This window comes from uncultured Porphyromonas sp., from assembly GCF_947254915.1.
GTDB lineage: Bacteria > Bacteroidota > Bacteroidia > Bacteroidales > Porphyromonadaceae > Porphyromonas.
Map to the genome: position 1 here is coordinate 1 of NZ_CAMYEZ010000026.1, position 18,115 is coordinate 18,115.

10 protein-coding genes are annotated in these 18,115 nt (G+C 54.4%); 4 read left to right on the forward strand and 6 right to left on the reverse strand.

Annotated elements, in window-relative coordinates:
• Positions 1-74 precede the first annotated feature (74 nt).
• The 4 genes from gcvT to dprA all read left to right on the forward strand — a co-directional run bounded on the left by gcvT (position 75) and on the right by dprA (position 6,957).
• Positions 75-1,166, forward strand: coding sequence for a glycine cleavage system aminomethyltransferase GcvT (gene gcvT / locus Q0X57_RS02930; protein WP_007366101.1), 1,092 nt, complete (start codon positions 75-77; stop codon positions 1,164-1,166).
• A 119-nt stretch (positions 1,167-1,285) separates the two neighbouring features.
• Entirely contained in the window at positions 1,286-2,008 is a 723-nt protein-coding gene (locus tag Q0X57_RS02935; protein ID WP_297727380.1) for a 2-phosphosulfolactate phosphatase, read from the forward strand.
• A 75-nt stretch (positions 2,009-2,083) separates the two neighbouring features.
• The gene (gene purL / locus Q0X57_RS02940) at positions 2,084-5,785 is read left to right on the forward strand and encodes a phosphoribosylformylglycinamidine synthase (RefSeq protein ID WP_297727382.1); all 3,702 of its coding nucleotides are present in this window, start codon (positions 2,084-2,086) and stop codon (positions 5,783-5,785) included.
• 17 nt (positions 5,786-5,802) lie between these two features.
• Positions 5,803-6,957 carry a DNA-processing protein DprA gene (dprA, locus tag Q0X57_RS02945; RefSeq protein WP_297727385.1) on the forward strand — a complete coding sequence of 385 codons (1,155 nt, stop codon included), beginning with the start codon at positions 5,803-5,805 and terminating at the stop codon, positions 6,955-6,957.
• Between the two features lie 322 nt (positions 6,958-7,279).
• Here dprA and Q0X57_RS02950 read toward each other — a convergent pair whose 3' ends face one another.
• The 6 genes from Q0X57_RS02950 to Q0X57_RS02975 are packed head-to-tail and all read right to left on the reverse strand — an operon-like array spanning position 7,280 to position 17,897.
• Positions 7,280-8,014, reverse strand: coding sequence for a methyltransferase (locus Q0X57_RS02950; protein ID WP_297727388.1), 735 nt, complete (start codon positions 8,012-8,014; stop codon positions 7,280-7,282).
• Positions 8,015-8,054: 40 nt separating this feature from the next.
• Positions 8,055-11,279, reverse strand: a complete 3,225-nt coding sequence (carB, locus tag Q0X57_RS02955; RefSeq protein WP_297727391.1) for a carbamoyl-phosphate synthase (glutamine-hydrolyzing) large subunit — start codon at positions 11,277-11,279, stop codon at positions 8,055-8,057.
• 21 nt (positions 11,280-11,300) lie between these two features.
• Positions 11,301-12,407, reverse strand: coding sequence for a glutamine-hydrolyzing carbamoyl-phosphate synthase small subunit (gene carA, locus Q0X57_RS02960; RefSeq protein WP_297727394.1), 1,107 nt, complete (start codon positions 12,405-12,407; stop codon positions 11,301-11,303).
• Between the two features lie 28 nt (positions 12,408-12,435).
• Positions 12,436-14,340 (reverse strand): amidophosphoribosyltransferase, encoded by a 1,905-nt coding sequence (locus tag Q0X57_RS02965; RefSeq protein WP_297727397.1) that lies wholly within the window; start codon positions 14,338-14,340, stop codon positions 12,436-12,438.
• A 25-nt stretch (positions 14,341-14,365) separates the two neighbouring features.
• Positions 14,366-16,243, reverse strand: coding sequence for a membrane protein insertase YidC (yidC, locus tag Q0X57_RS02970; RefSeq protein ID WP_297727400.1), 1,878 nt, complete (start codon positions 16,241-16,243; stop codon positions 14,366-14,368).
• 52 nt (positions 16,244-16,295) lie between these two features.
• Positions 16,296-17,897: a CTP synthase gene (locus Q0X57_RS02975; RefSeq protein WP_297727403.1), complete on the reverse strand. Its 1,602-nt coding sequence runs from the start codon at positions 17,895-17,897 to the stop codon at positions 16,296-16,298.
• Positions 17,898-18,115: the final 218 nt, after the last annotated feature.

The window sequence follows — 18,115 nt, forward strand, 5'->3', positions numbered from 1 at the left end:
TTTTCACTATCTTTGGGGAATGAACGAGCCTAGCTCACTTTATAATACAGATCAATCAATAACATCATACCATTATGAAGACTACTCCATTTACAGAGCGACACATAGCACTGGGTGCTAAGATGCACGACTTCGCAGGCTACAATATGCCTATCGAGTACCCTACGGGGATCCTTGAGGAGCATATGAATGTGATCAACGGCGTCGGCGTCTTTGACGTGTCACACATGGGAGAGTTTTGGGTCAAGGGACCGAAGGCTCTCGAATTCCTACAGAAAGTATCTAGCAACGATGCCTCCAAGCTAGAGGTGGGGCAGATACAGTACAGCTGCTTCACGACGGAGCAGGGCACACTACTAGACGACTTCCTCGTCTATCGCTACGAGGAGGACAAGTACATGCTCGTCCCCAACGCTGCTAACGTGGTCAAGGACTGGGCGTGGTGCCTCAAGCAAAACGATATGGGCGCTGACCTAGAGGATGGCTCTGCCAAGGTCGGACAGCTAGCCGTACAGGGACCCAAGGCAACACAAGTCCTACAGCGTCTGACGGACATCAATCTACTCGACATCCCTTACTACCACTTTAAGGTAGGCACCTTCGCAGACTGCCCTAACGTGATCATCTCTAATACGGGCTACACGGGTTGCGGAGGCTTCGAGCTTTACTTCTTCCCTCAGTATGCCGACAAGATATGGGACGCTATCTTTGAGGCTGGCAAGCCCGAGGGCATCATGCCAGCTGGTCTGGGTGCACGCGATACGCTCCGTCTGGAGGCTGGTTTCTGCCTCTACGGCAATGATATCGACGATCAGCACACAGCACTAGAGAGTGGCCTAGGCTGGATCACCAAGCTTACAGACAATAAGCCCGCTCTCGTGGGTCGTGAGGCGCTACTCAAGCAGAAAGCTGAGGGCGTAACACGCAAGCTCGTCGCCTTTGAGATGGTCGACAAGGGCATCCCCCGTCAGCACTACGACATAGTCAACGAGGCTGGTGAGAAGATCGGCGTCGTCACCTCTGGGACTATGTCTCCCGCCCTCAAGGTAGGCATCGGTATGGGCTACGTCTCTACGGAGTACAGCAAGATAGACAGCAAGATCTACATCGCCGTCCGCAAGCGTAACCTCGAGGCTAAGGTGGTCAAGCCCCCCTTTCGCAAGTAATCATATGCTGCGCTAAGCTATTTAAGCTACAAACAGCACGCTAAGCAAAGCCCTCCACTGAGCAACTCACCCTCACTCGTGGAGGGCTTTGACATCGGCTCAACAAATTTTCCTTCCTTATGGTACATCTAACTTTTGACATTTGTCCTTGCCCTGCGCTCTACCCTTACTACCATCAGGAGGACAGCGTGGTGGTCGTGGTGGACATACTGCGTGCTGGCACCTCGATGGTGGCGGCCTTTGACCATGGCGCTAAGGAGATCATTCCCGTGGCGACGACCGAGGAGGCGGAGAGCTTTCTCGGTAAGGGCTACGTGGTAGCTGCCGAGCGCAATGCGATGCGTTGTCCGTGGGCTGACCTGGGCAACGATCCCTCCGAGTTTACCGCTGAGCGGATCGGCGGACGTAGCATCGTATTCACGACGACCAACGGAACCCAAGCCATTCACGCAGCTAGGGAGGCTGGCGCAGCGAAGATCATCGTAGGCGCTTTTAGCAATCTCACCGCAGTGGCGCGCCACTGCCAAGCTTCGGGGCGTGCCGTGACGGTACTCGCTTCTGGCTGGCAAAACAGCTTCTGCATCGAAGACACGCTCTACGGCGCAGCGCTCCTAGACAAGCTAGAGGAGCTGGGCACTACCTACCGACTCACCGACAGCAGTCGCACAGCGCTAGAGCTGTACCGCGAGCACCGTGCTCACCTCTACGACTACCTTTATAATTGCGATCACAACCAGCGTCTGATACAGCGTGGCTATCCCGAGAGCTTACGTCTTTGCCTCGAGCAAGACTGCTCAATACACATCCCCACGCTCAACGAAGCTGGGCAACTCTATGTCTAAACCACTGCCCTCAGCGCTAATTTCCGTACATTTGCAACGTAAGCAGTTTCAGATCCATTATACACAACACCCGCTATGATTAGTTACTTTGTCCTTGGTGATACGATTTATGCCGTCTCACATACCACAGCTCTCAGCGAGGAGACCTGCGAGCGTCTCTCGTGGCTCTTCGGCGGAACGCAGCTGGCTCCCGAGTCTCATCTCGAGGGAACCTTTGTGGGACCTCGTCCTACGCAGGTGACCCCATGGAGCACCAATGCTGTGGAGATAACGCAAAACATGCGCATCGCTGGCATCGATCGTATCGAGCAGCTCACACGTACTCACGAGGCGAAGCCACACTACGACCCGATGCTCCAAGCGATCTACAAGGGGCTAGGTCAGGAGAGCTTCGCCATGACCGCTGAGCCACAGCCGATTCGTGAGATCACGGACCTAGCGGCGTACAACGAGGAGGAGGGACTAGCTCTAAGCGAGGAGGAGCTAGCTTACCTGCAGGGTGTCTCGGCACGCATTGGTCGCCCGCTGACTGACTCTGAGGTTTTTGGCTTCTCACAGGTCAACTCAGAGCACTGCCGACACAAGATATTCAACGGCACCTTCGTCATTGATGGTTTGCGACAAAACGATTCGCTCTTTGCGATGATCAAGCAAACCTCCAAGGAGAACCCCAACGGCATCGTATCGGCTTACAAGGACAATGTGGCTTTTGTCAAGGGTCCCCGCGTCTGGCAGTTTGCGCCAACGAGCGCGACGAAGCCCTCGCTCTTTACACTGCGGGAGCGCAATACGGTCTTGGCTCTAAAGGCTGAGACGCACAACTTCCCCACGACAGTCGAGCCCTTCAACGGAGCGGCTACTGGCTCGGGCGGTGAGATTCGTGACCGTATGTGCGGTGGCAAGGGATCGCTACCACTCTCTGGTAGTGCCGTCTACATCACCTCCTACCCACGTCTAGAGAAGGATCAGAAGCTTAGCCCCGCCAAGCTAGACCCACGTCCGTGGCTTTACCAGTCTCCGCAAGAGATCCTGACGAAAGCGAGCGACGGCGCTAGTGACTTTGGCAATAAGTTTGGACAGCCCTTGATCAACGGTTCGCTACTGACCTTTGAGCATCAGGAAAGTGCCGACAGCACGCTCTACGGCTACGACAAGGTGATCATGCTAGCGGGCGGTATGGGCTACGCTCCCCAAGAGGATGCCAAGAAGGAGACGCCACAGCCTGGTGAGACGGTCGTACTACTCGGTGGCGACAACTACCGCATCGGGATGGGTGGCGGTGCCGTCAGCTCTGTCGCTACGGGCGAGTACAGTAGCGGTATAGAGCTTAATGCGGTACAGCGTGCCAACCCTGAGATGCAGAAGCGTGTCCTCAACGTGGTCCGCGCCATCAGCGAGCAGGGCGACAACCCGATCGTGAGCATCCACGACCACGGCGCTGGCGGACACCTAAACTGTCTCACCGAGCTCATCGAAGAGACTGGAGGGCGCATCGACATTGACGCACTACCCGTAGGTGACCCGACGCTCTCCGCTAGAGAGATCATCGGCAATGAGAGCCAAGAGCGTGTCGGTCTGCTCATCCAGGAGCGTGAGTACGCGCAGATGGAGCAGATAGCACGTCGTGAGGGCAGCCCTATATATAAGGTAGGCGAGACGACCGACGATGAGCGCCTCCTCTTTAGCACAGAGCGAGAGGGACGTGCAGCCATTGACTTAGCCGTGTCCGACCTTTTGGGGCAGTCGCCCAAGACCGTTATGGAGGACGAGACGGTCGCTCACCAATTTGCACCAGTAAGCTATGACAAAGAGCTCTGGCGCCAATATCTAGACAAAGTCTTGACCCTCGAAGCGGTCGCCTCTAAGGATTGGTTGACCAACAAAGTGGATCGCTCTGTGACGGGTCGTGTGGCACAGCAACAGTGCGTCGGTGCGCTCCAGCTACCGCTTTCCGATCTCGGCGCTATGGCACTAGACTATGACGGCAAGAGCGGCATGGCTACTGCCGTAGGACATGCTCCTCAGGTGGCACTCATCGATGCTGGGGCTGGCTCTCGAATGGCTATCGCAGAGGCTCTGACGAACATTGTCTTTGCCCCCATCGAGGGCGGCATACGTGGCATCTCGCTCAGTGCAAACTGGATGTGGCCTTGTCGTAACAAGGGCGAGGACGCACGTCTCTATCAGGCGGTGCAGGCTTGTAGCGAGTTTGCCATAGATCTAGGGATTAACATCCCGACGGGCAAGGACTCGCTCTCTATGACGCAGAAGTATCCCGACGGAAAGCAGGTGATGAGCCCAGGCACACTGATCATCACCGCTGCAGCTCCCGTGAGCAACGTCAGAGGCATCGTGACGCCTGAGCTCAAGGCGGCTAAGCAGAGCCGTCTGCTTTACATAGACTTTAGCTTTGCTCCGATGGCACTCGGTGGCTCAGCTTTGGCACAAGCATTGGGACAGCTGGGCGACAGCTTCCCCACAGTCGGCGACACCGACTACTTCGCCACCGCCTTTGAGGCCGTTCAGGAGTTGATCCATAAGGGGTTAGTCCTTGCTGGTCACGACATCTCGGCAGGCGGTATGGTCACGACGCTCTTGGAGATGTGCTTTGCCAATACGCAGGGCGGCGCTGAGATCAGCCTAGACGCACTCGCCAATGTGGACCTCGTCACGGCACTCTATAGCGAGAACCCAGGCGTCATTCTACAGGTTTCTAAGGCAGAGCAGGCGAAGCGTATCCTCGAGGAGAACGAGATCGCTTATGCCGACCTAGGCGCACCCACCGAGTCTCGCCTGCTGATGATCCATCAAGAGGGCAAAACGTACGAGATCGACATCGATGCCGCGCGCAAGTGCTGGGCAAACAAATCTTACTTGCTAGACTGCTTCCAGAGTGGCGAAGCTCCAGCAACGAGTCGCTACGAGAACCTTGGCAAGCAGCCCGTACAGTGGCGCTTCCCGCACGCTTTCGCTGGCACTTATGCAGGTCTCGGTCTAGAGCCTCATCGCACGAAGGCATCTGGCATCAAGGCGGCTATCCTACGTGACAACGGCACCAACGGTGAGCGTGAGATGGCTTACGCACTGCACCTCGCAGGCTTTGACGTGGTGGACGTCCATCTGACCGATCTCATCGAGGGACGCACCGACCTAGCCGACGTTCGCATGCTCGTTTACTGTGGTGGCTTCTCGCACTCCGATGTCTTAGGCTCTGCCAAGGGCTGGGCTGCGGGCATCCTTTACAATGAGCGGGCTCGCAAGGCTATCGAAGCTTTCTACGCTCGTCCCGACACCCTCTCACTCGGCATCTGCAACGGCTGTCAGCTTATGGCTCAGCTCGGTCTCCTCGGCAAGGATGCTCAGGGCGAAAGCCTCTTCAATCTGGAGCACAACGCCTCACACAAGTTTGAGTCCAACTTCCTAACCGTAGACATCGCCGACACCGGCGCTATCTTGACACAAGGCCTCGAGGGCTGTCAGCTCGGTGTCTGGGTGGCTCACGGCGAGGGACGCTTCGTCTGCCCCACGATACCTGATGAGCAGATTGCAGCGCGCTACCATTACGACACCTACCCCGGCAATCCTAATGGTTCTGAGCGTGGCATCGCAGCACTTTGCAGTAGCGATGGCCGTCACCTAGCTATGATGCCTCACCCAGAGCGTGCTACGCTCACCTGGCAGTGTGGCTTCTACCCCGAGGAGCGTCGCCAGGAGGATCAGGTCTCACCGTGGATACAGTTCTTCCGCAACGGTTACGAGTGGCTTGCCCAGCAGTAGTCCCCGCCACCTAGCCTATGCCTGAGATAAGCCGTGAGCATCTCTGTATCTATGCCTTGACACAGCTCAAGGGCGTATCGCTACAGCTCGCTCGCCATCTGATAGAGTTTGCCGGATCAGCCACAGCACTATGGGCTGATCCACAAGCTCTGGCAAGGCTCAACGGACACGTCTACACGCATCTCTACCCGCTCCTACGGAACCAGACTAAGCTCGAGGAAACGCAAGCGCAGCTACAGCGCACCGCCGATCTAGGCATTCAAATAGTCAGCATCTACGATGCAGACTACCCTCCCCTACTCCTACAGTGTGCCGATGCACCACTGATACTCTTTTACCTAGGCGACCTAGCGCCACTCCATGCGGAGCAGACGCTCAGCGTCGTTGGTACGCGCAAACCTTCGCAGCATGGTGTCGAGGATCTGCAGACGATCATCGGTCATCTGCCCAGCGTGACCGACAGCGTGACCATCGTCAGCGGTCTGGCACTCGGGCTAGACGCTGTCGCACACAAGGCGGCGCTGCAGGCGGGCTTGCCCACCGTTGCTGTGCTGGCGCACGGGCTTCACATGATCTATCCGAGCAATCACCGCAACCTCGCTCGTAGCATCGTATCTCGCGGTGGCGCTCTACTCTCCGAGTACCCTGCTGGTGTCAAGCCTCAGCGACATCAGTTCGTCTTGCGCAATCGTATTGTGGCGGGGCTTACGCAGGCGACCCTCGTCGGTCAGTCTGCCGAGCGTGGCGGTTCGCTCATCACGGCTCACCAAGCCTTTGACTACGACCGTGCCGTCTACGCCCTCCCGGGTCGTCCCTCAGATCGTGAAAACGAAGGGTGCAACAACCTTATCTACAACAATATCGCCAAGCTCATCACCTCAGCCACTCACCTCTGCGAAGACCTCGAGTGGAAGAAGCCCGACCATGAGGCGCGCAGTGCCGTCAGCTCCATGTCTCACGAGAGCAAGCTCAATGCTCTGCGAGCTCGCCTAGAGCCTGAGACACGTCCCCTCCTCGAACTACTCATAGAGAGCGGTGATGGCCTCTCGATCGATGCTATCTGTGACCAGACGCTCATGGGCGTCGACGAAGTAAGCTTCCGACTCTTCCTCCTCGAGAGCGAAGGCGCCGTCTCGCTCCAGCCCGATGGGCGCTACAAGCTACAACTCTAGCCCAATCCTCCTCCCCCACAAATATACTAGATTGTTGACTTTTGCAACAGGCTCTACGGAGGAAATCGGCAATTCCCAGGTGAAGACTTTTCATTCTCCACAGAGGTACAGAAAAGTTCTTCCAAACTTTCATTTCATTCTTCCGAAGTTTCATTTCATTCTTCCGAAGTTTCATTTCGCCCCTCGGTGAAGAATTTTCGTTTTCTCGTGAGCTATTGAGGATTTCCTCCGTGGACATCAGAACCTTATCGTTCCCTAAAAGTAAATGTCTTACTCTTGAATCTGCTTTTTTTAAGGTAAGACATTGCTGAAAGGGGATGCGTCAGTCGAGGTATTCGTCTAGTAGATATGGGCGTAGGAGGTCGCACGCCTCGTCGGTGTAGCGTTGCTGCACGGTGCGTATCGCTAGACGCTCCGATAGACAAGGCGCAGACGGTGTCTCGGAGCGATGCCACTGTGTCAAGATTCGTATGGCGGGCTGCCCTACGTGGTGGTGTAGTCCGCAAAGCCGTGTGAGATTGTAGCGGTGTAGCACCGCCTCCCGACGCAGGAGGGGCAGTGCCTCGACGGGTGTGACGAGACAGAGCGTTGGCTCAGGAGCAACGAGTGACTCTAGATAACGAAAGAGCAGGTGTGGCGCGAAGCCTTCCCCCGTGTGGCGTGCCTGACGAAGCGATGCCGTAGCGGGCTGGAGTCCGTCGTAGTAAGGAGGATTGGAGACGATAAGGTCGTAGTGACGGAGGGGTAAAGCTAGCTCTGGCGCGGTAATGTCACACGACAGTGCCGTGAGCCGATTGCTATAGGGAGAGCGGGAGAAGTTTTCCTGAGCAGTACGGACCGCTTCGTCATCAATGTCGATAGCGGTGACCATGGCTCTGGGATAGGTCTGCGCGAGCATCAGCGATAGGATGCCGGTCCCTGTTCCCACATCTAGGACTTGACTGGCTGTGTGAGCCGTCCTCGCCCACGCTCCGAGGAAGAGCGCATCGGTAGAGATACGCATAGCACAAGCCCCCTGCATGAGAGCGTAGTGTCGCATGCAGAAGGGCTTGTCCATAGTTTTATTTGGCCGTTGGCTGTTGGCTGTTCTTTTGCTGTTAGTACTCTTGCCAGCTCTTGATCTCTAGCTCTTCTAGTGAGAGCGTACAGAATGCCTTAATATAGGTGGCAGCAAGGCGTGCATTGGTGATCAGAGGGATGTTGAGATCAATCGCTGCACGGCGTAGCTTGTAGCCATTGGTCAGTTCACCCGTAGAGAGGTTCTTATTGATGTTGACCACTAGGTCTACCTCATGCTGGTGTAGCAGATCAAGTGCCTGTGGCTGCTCGGTGCTGTCAGGCCAGTGAACGAGCGTGGCGGGGACCCCGTTCTCCTCTAGGAAGTGCTGCGTACCTGCCGTAGCGTAGAGCTTGTAGCCTTTCTTATGGAGGAGCTGCGATGCCTCAAGGAGGTCAGCCTTTTGCTTAGCGCCACCCGTTGAGAGGAGGATGCCACGCTCTGGTATGTGATGACCCACGGAGAGCATCGCCTTGAGGATAGCCTCCTCGGTGTCTTCGCCGATACAACCCACTTCGCCCGTGGAAACCATATCGACACCTAGCACGGGATCAGCCTTTTGCAAGCGGGAGAAGGAGAACTGCGAAGCCTTGATCCCCACATAGTCTAGCGAGAAGGCATCCTTCGTCGGGTGCTCATAGGGCAGTCCTAGCATGATCTTGGTTGCTAGGTCGATGAAGTTGAGTCGCAACACCTTGCTCACGAAGGGGAAGCTACGCGAAGCACGAAGGTTGCACTCAATCACTTTGATCTCGTTGCCTCGTGCGAGGAACTGGATGTTGAACGGTCCTGAGATGTGTAGCGCCTCGGCTATCTGACGCGAGATGCGCTTGATGCGTCGTACGGTCTCAACGTAAAGCTTCTGAGCGGGGAACTGGATGGTTGCATCGCCACTGTGGACACCGGCGAACTCGATATGCTCGCTGATCGCATAGGCGATGATCTCGCCATGATCGGCGACGGCATCCATCTCAATCTCCTTGGCATGCTCGACAAACTGCGACACGACCACGGGGTGGTCTTGGGACACATTGGCTGCGAGCTGCAAGAAGCGGAGTAGCTCCTCCTGATTGGAGCAGACATTCATCGCAGCTCCTGAGAGGACGTAGCTAGGACGCACCAAGACGGGGTAGCCTACACGATCCACGAAGCGGTCAATATCCTCAATGGTGGTGAGCTCGCTCCACTCGGGCTGGTCAATGCCTAGCTCGTCTAGCATGGCGGAGAACTTGTGTCGATCCTCCGCATGGTCTATATCTTCGGCTTGCGTTCCTAGGATGGTGACCCCATTGGCGGCAAGACGTAGTGCTAGGTTGTTCGGAATCTGACCACCCGTAGCTAGGATGACACCCTTGGGAGCCTCTAGGTCTATGATATCCATGACGCGCTCGAAGGTGAGCTCGTCAAAGTAGAGACGGTCTGACATATCGAAGTCTGTACTGACGGTCTCTGGATTGTAGTTGATCATGATAGAGCGCAGACCCGCCTTGCGAATGGTGTGTAGCGCATTGACACCGCACCAGTCAAACTCGACGGAGCTACCGATACGATAAGCTCCCGAGCCTAGCACGATGACCGACTTGCCGTCCTGCTCTGTGGCTATGTCGTGCTCCTCACCATGATAAGTGAGGTAGAGGTAGTTGCTCTCGGCTGGTACCTCGGCGGCTAGCGTGTCGATCTGCTTGACATAAGGTAGTATGCCGAGGCTCTTGCGGTGCTGGCGTACTAGGTCAGCCTCTTTGTGGAGGGGCTTCTTGTACTCCTTGGTGACGGCACGAGCAATCTGGAAGTCGGTGAAGCCTTGCTCCTTAGCTTGTCGTAGTAGCTCGGCGGGGAGACTCTCGATGGAGTCACAAGTGCCCAGTGTCTCGGCGGTCTCTAGGATGCCTTGGAGGCGATAGAGGAACCAGCGGTCTATCTTCGTAAGCTCGTGGATCTGCTCCACGCTGTATCCCTGACGGAACGCTTTGCTGATGACGAAGATGCGGGTATCCGTTGGCTCTCGTAGGGCTGTGTCGATGTCGGGGATGACGAGCTCTTTGTTTTCGCAGAAGCCGTGCATGCCCTGCCCTATCATGCGGAGTCCCTTTTGGATTGCCTCCTCAAAGGTGCGACCGATAGCCATCACCTCGCCGACAGACTTCATGCTACTACCGAGTTGACGAGACACGCCGTGGAACTTACCGAGATCCCAGCGAGGTATCTTGCAGACACAGTAGTCTAGCGCAGGCTCGAAGAAGGCTGGCGTGGAACCTGTCACCGCATTCTGCACCTCAAAGAGTCCATAGCCTAGTCCGAGCTTCGCAGCAACGTGTGCGAGGGGATAGCCAGTAGCTTTGCTCGCTAGAGCTGAGGAGCGTGAGAGACGCGCATTGACCTCGATGACACGGTAGTCCTCACTGTAAGGGTCGAGGGCGTACTGCACATTGCACTCGCCTACGACACCGAGGTGACGAATGATCTTGATGGCTATCGTCCGGAGCTTGTGATACTCGTCGTTGGAGAGGGTCTGCGAGGGAGCGATGACGATGCTCTCACCAGTATGGATGCCGAGCGGGTCAAAGTTCTCCATATTACAGACGGTGATGCAGTTGTCGTAAGCGTCTCGCACCACCTCGTACTCAATCTCTTTCCAGCCACGCAAGCTCTTCTCAATCAGGAGCTGTGGGGAGAAGGCGAAAGCTTTCTCAGCAAGGACTCTGAGCTCCTCATCATTGTCGCAGAATCCACTACCCAAGCCTCCCAAGGCGTAGGCAGCTCGTACGATGACGGGGTAGCCTAGTTGGTTGGCAGCGACGAGAGCGTCCTCCATCGTGGTGACAGCGTGGCTCTGGATCGTCTTGACCTCTATCTCGTCAAGCTTCTCGACAAAGAGCTCGCGGTCTTCGGTCGCCATAATGGTCTCGACGGGTGTACCGAGGACATCGATGCCGTAACGCTCCAAGACACCAGACTGGAAGAGCTGAACTCCACAGTTGAGTGCGGTCTGCCCACCGAAGGCTAGCATGATGCCGTCGGGACGCTCACGCTCTATGACACGCTCTACGAAGTAAGGCGTGACGGGTAAGAAATAGACCGCATCAGCAACGCCTTCGCTGGTCTGAACCGTAGCGATATTGGGGTTGATGAGGACGGTCTTGATACCCTCCGCTTTGACAGCTTTGAGAGCTTGTGAGCCTGAATAGTCAAATTCGCCTGCCTCTCCGATCTTGAGTGCGCCAGATCCGAGTAGGAGTATCTTATTGTATTGCTTACGCTGAGTCATGGTTTGGTCGAGCTTGATGGGTTATTTCGACAATTGTGGGTAGTTCAAGACGGTGTCCTGGAAGTCAGTGAAGAAGCTGAGCGCATCTAGCGGACCGCCCTTTGCCTCTGGGTGGAACTGTACCGAGCGAAATGGCAGGTCGGTGTGCATTAACCCCTCATTGGTGCCATCGTTGAGGTTGGTGTACCACTCTTCCCATCCCTGAGGGAGTGTCGCTGAGTTGACAGCGTAGCTATGGTTCTGGCTAGTAATGAGGCACTGAGTTGAATTAACCCGTCGGACAGGTTGGTTGTGTCCGTGATTGCCGTACTTCATCTTATAGATCTTGGCACCAGAGGCAAGCGCCATCAGCTGATTGCCCATGCAGATGCCGTAAGTGGGGAGCTGACGCTCGAAAGCATACTGTATCTGTCTGATCGTCTCCTTGCAGCAAGTTGGGGAGCCAGGGCCATTACTGATGAAGACACCACGCAGTCCCTCGATCTGCTCCAAAGGATAGTCCCAAGGGACACGATGGAGGGTGAAGCGCTCGTCAATGAGCGAGCGCAGGATGTTGTCCTTGAGTCCACAGTCGATCAAAGCTATATGACAGTCGCCCGAACCGTAGATGCGAGGTTCGTGGCAAGAGGCTTGAGCGACTAAGTTTTGGTCTCCGATGGCGGGCTCTATGGGAGTGGTCTCGCCCTCGATGGTTATCGTGCCGACCTGGATACCGTGGTCACGCAGATGCTTGGTCAGAGCTCGTGTATCGATGCCTGTAATCCCCACGACGCCCTGCTCTGCCATGAAGTCTCCTAAGGACTGCTCCGCATTCCAGTGGGAGTACTCAGGCGAGTAGCTATTGACTATCAGAGCACGCATGAGACAGCCGTCACTCTCGTAGTATCTGGGGATGTCGTACTCATCTCGAGTGGCTGCGGGGACACCGTAGTTGCCCACCATCGGATAGGTCATCACCAAGATCTGACCCATATAGCTGGGGTCGGTGAGCGACTCGGTGTAACCATTCATGGCTGTATTAAAGACTACCTCACCAGCCAACTGTCTAGTCGCACCGAAGTGCCAGCCCGTGTAGGTAGATCCGTCTTGTAGCGTGAGCGTAGCTTTGCGCTGTGTGGATATTTGCATGATTATTGGGTGAAAAGAGCGTCTATGTCTATTTGCGATTGTACTGCTGCTCGTAGTAAGCGATGAAAGCATCGTTGACGAGATGGGACCCGCCAGGCGTTGGGTAGTCGCCCGTAAAGTACCAGTCGCCTGGATGATGAGGGATAGCTTCGTGTAGAGCCTCTACTGTTTGGTAGACAATGCTAACCTCTGCCTTGATCCCGTCAGACTTGACGAGTTCAGCGATCTTAGCTGAGATCTCTTCCTCTGTAAAGGGAGCGTAGAGGGTCTTGATCACGTTGGGGACGTACTCCGTGAGCGGGTGCTCTCTGAGAGCCATTGCCTCACGGTATGCCTCGTCAAGCATACGCTGCTGGCCTCGCTCCTGAAGAAGTGCGATCATAGCTCTAAAGGCTATGAACTCGTCTACGTGACGCATATCTATGCCGTAGTAGTCGGGATAGCGGATCTGTGGAGCACTGGAGACGAAGACTATCTTGCGCGGCCCTAAGCGATCTAGGATCGTGAGGATGCTCTGGCGTATCGTCGTGCCTCGTACGATACTATCGTCGATGACCACGAGATTGTCCACGCCACGCTCGATGGAGCCGTAGGTGACGTCGTAGACGTGCGTCGCTAGGTCGTTGCGCGTATTGCCCTCGGAGATGAAGGTGCGTAACTTGATATCCTTGATGGCGACCTTCTCACTACGTATCCGTTGCGAGAGAATATGCTTTAGTTGCTCGTCAAAGTCGGGAGCTCCTAACGCTTGCTCAATCTGCTCCGCCTTGCGCTCGTTAAGTTCGAGGTTTAGTCCCTCCAGCATACCAAAGTAAGCGACCTCGGCGGTGTTTGGGATAAAGGAGAAGACCGAGTGAGTCAAGTCTCCGTCTATCTCTCTGAGGATAGCAGGCGTGAGGAGCTGTCCCAGCATCTTGCGCTCACGATAGATGTCTCGATCACTACCACGAGAGAAGTAAATACGCTCGAAGGAGCAAGCTTTCAGTTCTCCAGGCTCCAGGATCTGCGTGATACTCGGATTAGCTTTGTTGTCTATGGTGAGCGCCTCGCCAGGGTTTAGCTCAAGAACCTTGTCATAGGTCACATTCATCACCGTCTGAATCACGGGACGCTCGCTAGCAACGACGATGATCTCGTCATCAATGTAGTAGAATGCGGGGCGGATGCCATTACGATCTCTCAGGACGAAAGAATCTCCCGATCCCGTCATACCGCACATCACAAAGCCTCCATCCCAGATAGGACTAGTACGACGGAGCACGTTGGTCAGATCCAGATGATCCTCTATGAAGTGCGTTATGTCCATCCCCTCTAGCCCCTGCTCCTCGTGAGCGATCTTGTAGAGACGCTCCACCTCACGGTCTAGACGGTGACCTACTTGGTCTAATATAATATGTGTGTCACTAGAAGTACGAGGGTGCTGACCGATGGCGGTGATTTCGTCAAAGATGCCCGACACATTGGTCAGGTTAAAGTTACCACACACCGCCAGTGACTTCGCTCTCCAGTTGCTACGGCGAACCATCGGATGTACGAATGTCATTCCCGCCAAGTCTGTCGTGCTGTAGCGTAGATGACCCATGTAGCAATCCCCCAGGAAAGGCGTATAGCGCTCAGCTTGCGTCGCTTCCTCTACGGTAGGCGTCGTACCATCGTGAGCTGAGGCTATGGTCTCGTGTACCGTCTTGAAGATCTCCGTAATAGCGTTACTACCGAGAGCTCTCTCTCGATAGATATACTCGTCACCTGGAGGGGCTTGTGTCTTAACCACAGCCAGTCCAGCGCCATCTTGCCCACGGTTGTGCTGCTTCTCCATCAGGAGGTAGAGCTTGTTCAGCCCGTAGAGGGTCGTACCGTAGTGCTCTGCGTAGTACTCTAGAGGTTTGCGTAGTCGTATGAGTGCTATCCCGCACTCGTGCTTGAGAGGTTCCATTGATTCGCCGAGGGTTATATCTTAGTTAGCGACGCTTCTTGTTTTGCTCACGCATGAGCTTCTCTTGCTCCTTCTGCATCTGCTCGAGACGCGCCATAAAGCCTTTCTTCTTGGGCTTCTTCTGGTTCTCCTCGAGACGTGCCAGCACCTTATCCTCATTGATCAGTAGTCGGCTAGCGAGGAACTGCAGGATCGTGATCAGCGTAGAGATAAAGTAGTAGTAGGTCAGACCAGCCGCATTGCTATTGAAGAAGATGAAGAACATGATCGTCATCATGTAAGGCATAAAACGCATCATCTTCATCTGCGAACCACTAGCTCCGCCTGACATACTCATCGTATAGCGAGAGTAAATGATATTGGTGACAGCCCATAGCAAGCAGAAGAGACTGATATGGTTACCACCCAGTAGCCCCGTGATGAAAGGTATGTCCGTGCTCCACGAAATAATCGGGTCGTAGGTCGAGAGGTCCTTGACCCAGAGGAAGCTCTCCCCACGAAGGTCTATAGCCGTCGGGAAGAACATATAGAGCGCTATCAAGAAAGGCATCTGTAGCAACATCGGCAAGCAGCCACTCATCGGGCTAGCTCCCGCATTGCGGTATAGTTGCATCGTCGCTTGGCTACGCTTCATCATCATCTGCTGATCATCGCCCGCATACTTAGCATTGATCGCCTCTACCTGTGGCTTCAAGACACGCATCTTAGCTTGCGACAGATAGCTCTTGAAGGTTAGCGGTGAGAGCACCAGCTTGATAATGATTGTCAGCAAGAGGATGATGATACCCCAGTTAGAGATAAAGCCCTGGAGGAAGTTTATCAGCGGACGAATCAGAGTGACATTGATCCATCTAAAGAGCGAGCCACCCACATAGATCATCCGCTTGAGGTCTAGTCGCTGCGCCTTGTCCACGCCAGCGTCTATGCTCTTGAGCATGTTGTAGTCTAGAGGTCCCATGAAGAGTGCAAAGTTCGCCTTGCGCCCATCACGTATATCCATTGCGAAAGCCCCTTGATACTTGCAGTCCTTGATATAGTTTGTCTCCTTAGGCTCAGTCGTGAAGGACATCTTGTTCTCCTCTAGACGCGTATCTCCCAGACCAATGAGGACGGTGCTAAAGAACTTATCCTTCATCGCCACCCACTGGATCTTCTCACGGACATCCTTCTCCTGCGTCATTTTGGTCTCCTTGAGCTTCTCTACATCATCGCCCGGATACTTATAATATATAGTAGAGTACTGATTCTCAAACTTCCAGGAGAGCTCCTGACGCGGTATGCGCAGGCTCATCTCTAAGTCTTGCATAGCATTGTTACTATGTAGGAGCGATCCTAAGCCTTGCGCCTCGATAGCCATACCGAGCATATACCCCTCGTGAGGCATCGTGTAGATGATGCGGAGGTAGCTTGACGAGTCTATCGGGAGCGTCATCTGAAGCGTGGAGTCGTTGGGCTGGCTAGCTAGCCAAATCAGATCTTTCGTCTCTAGGATTTGGTTTTGATTCGTCCGTATAGGCAGATTGAGCATAAAGTCTCCAGGAGCAAAGAGTTGCACCTGCGTACTATCGTAGCTCTTGTAGTCCGCTAGCTCAGCCGAGACTGGCATAGCCCCCTGTGTGGTAAAGGTGACGCTAAGCTTATCATTGGACATCGTGTACTCCTTAGCAGACTGAGCCATCAACTGGCTAAAAGCGTAGAGCGAGTCTACAGAAGCAGGCTTTGCTACATCTGAAGTCGTTTGGGCCTCCTCTGCAGAGGCTGTAGCGGCATTCGTTGCGACCTGAGTGGTATCAGTCGCAGGAGTAGGCGTGGATGCAGGCTTCTGCTTAGGAAGTAGGAAGACCGAGTAGACAACGATGACCACACCAATCAAAACGATACCTATGAGGTTTGATTTATTCATCTAAAGTATAGAGTATGTCGTGTATAAAAGAAACTGCTCGAGATGTGCGCCCCTATCGATTGCTAATTGCTGAGATAAAGGCCATAAAGATCGGGCTAGGCTGCAAGACTGTGCTACTGTACTCGGGGTGGTACTGCACACCGATATACCAAGGGTGTCCCTCTAGCTCGAGCGCCTCGACGAGACCCGTCTCGGGATTGGTACCTACGCACTTAAAGCCCGCCTCCTCAAAGGCGGTACGGTACTGACTGTTGAACTCATAGCGGTGTCTATGTCTCTCTGAGATCAAGAGCTTGCCATAAGCTTCTGCCAGCTTAGAGCCCTCCTTCAGTTCGCATTCATAAGCACCTAGTCGCATGGAGGCGCCTAGGTCTGAGACCGCCTTCTGCTCGTCCATCAGGTCAATAATCTTATTGGCTGCTGTAGGCTTGATCTCGGTCGTGTTACAATCCTCTAGACCCAGCACATTCTGCGCAAACTCAATAGCCATACACTGCATACCTAGGCAAATGCCGAGCGTCGGGATCTGATGCGTACGGGTATACTCCAGAGCAATCAACTTACCCTCTACACCTCTAGAGCCAAAGCCAGGAGCCACCACTACCCCATCGTAGCCACTCAGTAGCTTCTCCACATTGTCCTTGGTGATGCTCTCGCTATGTATCGAGGTTAGCTTGAGCTTACGGTCATGGTATACACAGCTCTGGAGCAGTGCCTCGTCGATAGACTTGTAGGCATCCTGTAGCTCTACATACTTACCCACGAGTGCGATGTGTAGCTCCTTGGTAGCCGACTTCATCCGATGAACGAAGTCGCGCCAACTCTCTAGCTTAGGTGTCTCGCCCACCTCTAGACCAGCTTGCTGGATCACCTGTCGATCCAGTCCCTGCTCCTGCAAGAGTAGCGGTATCTCATAGATCGAGGGCATATCAATACTCTGGAAGACACTCTCCTTAGAGACATTACAGAAGAGTGCCACCTTATCTAGTATCTCATTGCTCAGCTTATGCTCCGTACGAAGCACTAAGATATCGGGCTGAATACCCTCCTCCTGGAGTTGCTTCACCGAGTGCTGCGTAGGCTTCGTCTTATACTCTTTAGCTGCTGCGATAAAGGGCACATAAGTCAGATGGACACAGACGCAGTGGTTCTTGAGCTCCCACTTGAGCTGACGTACACTCTCTAGGAAGGGCAGCGACTCGATATCTCCGACCACACCACCTATCTCCGTGATGACAAAGTCGTAGTGATGCTTCATACCCAGACGACGTACGCTCCGCTTAATCTCATCCGTGATATGCGGGATCACCTGCACCGTCTTACCGAGGTAGTCCCCGTGGCGCTCCTTATTGATCACGCTCTGATAGATACGTCCCGTGGTGATGTTGTTCTCCCGAGAGGTGCGGATATTGAGGAAGCGCTCATAGTGACCCAAGTCTAGATCCGCTTCGTGACCATCCTCTGTCACATAGCACTCGCCATGCTCGTATGGATTGAGCGTCCCTGGGTCGATGTTTATATAAGGGTCAAACTTCTGGATCGTAACCTTGTATCCACGAGCTTGAAGCAGTTTGCCAAGACTGGCGGCTACAATGCCCTTACCAAGTGAGGAGACCACGCCTCCCGTCACAAAGATGTATCGTGTATCGGTCATAACAGTGCTATATAATTAGAGGTACCACACTCCATTAAAACTTAAGTCTGTGCAAAGGTACTAAATAGTGACCACTACGACCGCACTATTTATATATAAATCTAAGCACGCCCCCACCCGACGATCTCATCTCCACGTGAGAAATCTCAAATCCCCACGTGAGAAACGAAAATTCCCCACGGAAGGCCGAAATAAAAGTTCGGAAGAATGAAATGAAA

Coding starts and splice junctions, on each gene's coding strand:
- gcvT (WP_007366101.1), top strand. CDS start 75: ATGAAGACTACTCCATTTACAGAGCGACACATAGCACTGGGTGCTAAG.
- Q0X57_RS02935 (WP_297727380.1), top strand. CDS start 1,286: ATGGTACATCTAACTTTTGACATTTGTCCTTGCCCTGCGCTCTACCCT.
- purL (WP_297727382.1), top strand. CDS start 2,084: ATGATTAGTTACTTTGTCCTTGGTGATACGATTTATGCCGTCTCACAT.
- dprA (WP_297727385.1), top strand. CDS start 5,803: ATGCCTGAGATAAGCCGTGAGCATCTCTGTATCTATGCCTTGACACAG.
- Q0X57_RS02950 (WP_297727388.1), bottom strand. CDS start 8,014: ATGGACAAGCCCTTCTGCATGCGACACTACGCTCTCATGCAGGGGGCT.
- carB (WP_297727391.1), bottom strand. CDS start 11,279: ATGACTCAGCGTAAGCAATACAATAAGATACTCCTACTCGGATCTGGC.
- carA (WP_297727394.1), bottom strand. CDS start 12,407: ATGCAAATATCCACACAGCGCAAAGCTACGCTCACGCTACAAGACGGA.
- Q0X57_RS02965 (WP_297727397.1), bottom strand. CDS start 14,340: ATGGAACCTCTCAAGCACGAGTGCGGGATAGCACTCATACGACTACGC.
- yidC (WP_297727400.1), bottom strand. CDS start 16,243: ATGAATAAATCAAACCTCATAGGTATCGTTTTGATTGGTGTGGTCATC.
- Q0X57_RS02975 (WP_297727403.1), bottom strand. CDS start 17,897: ATGACCGATACACGATACATCTTTGTGACGGGAGGCGTGGTCTCCTCA.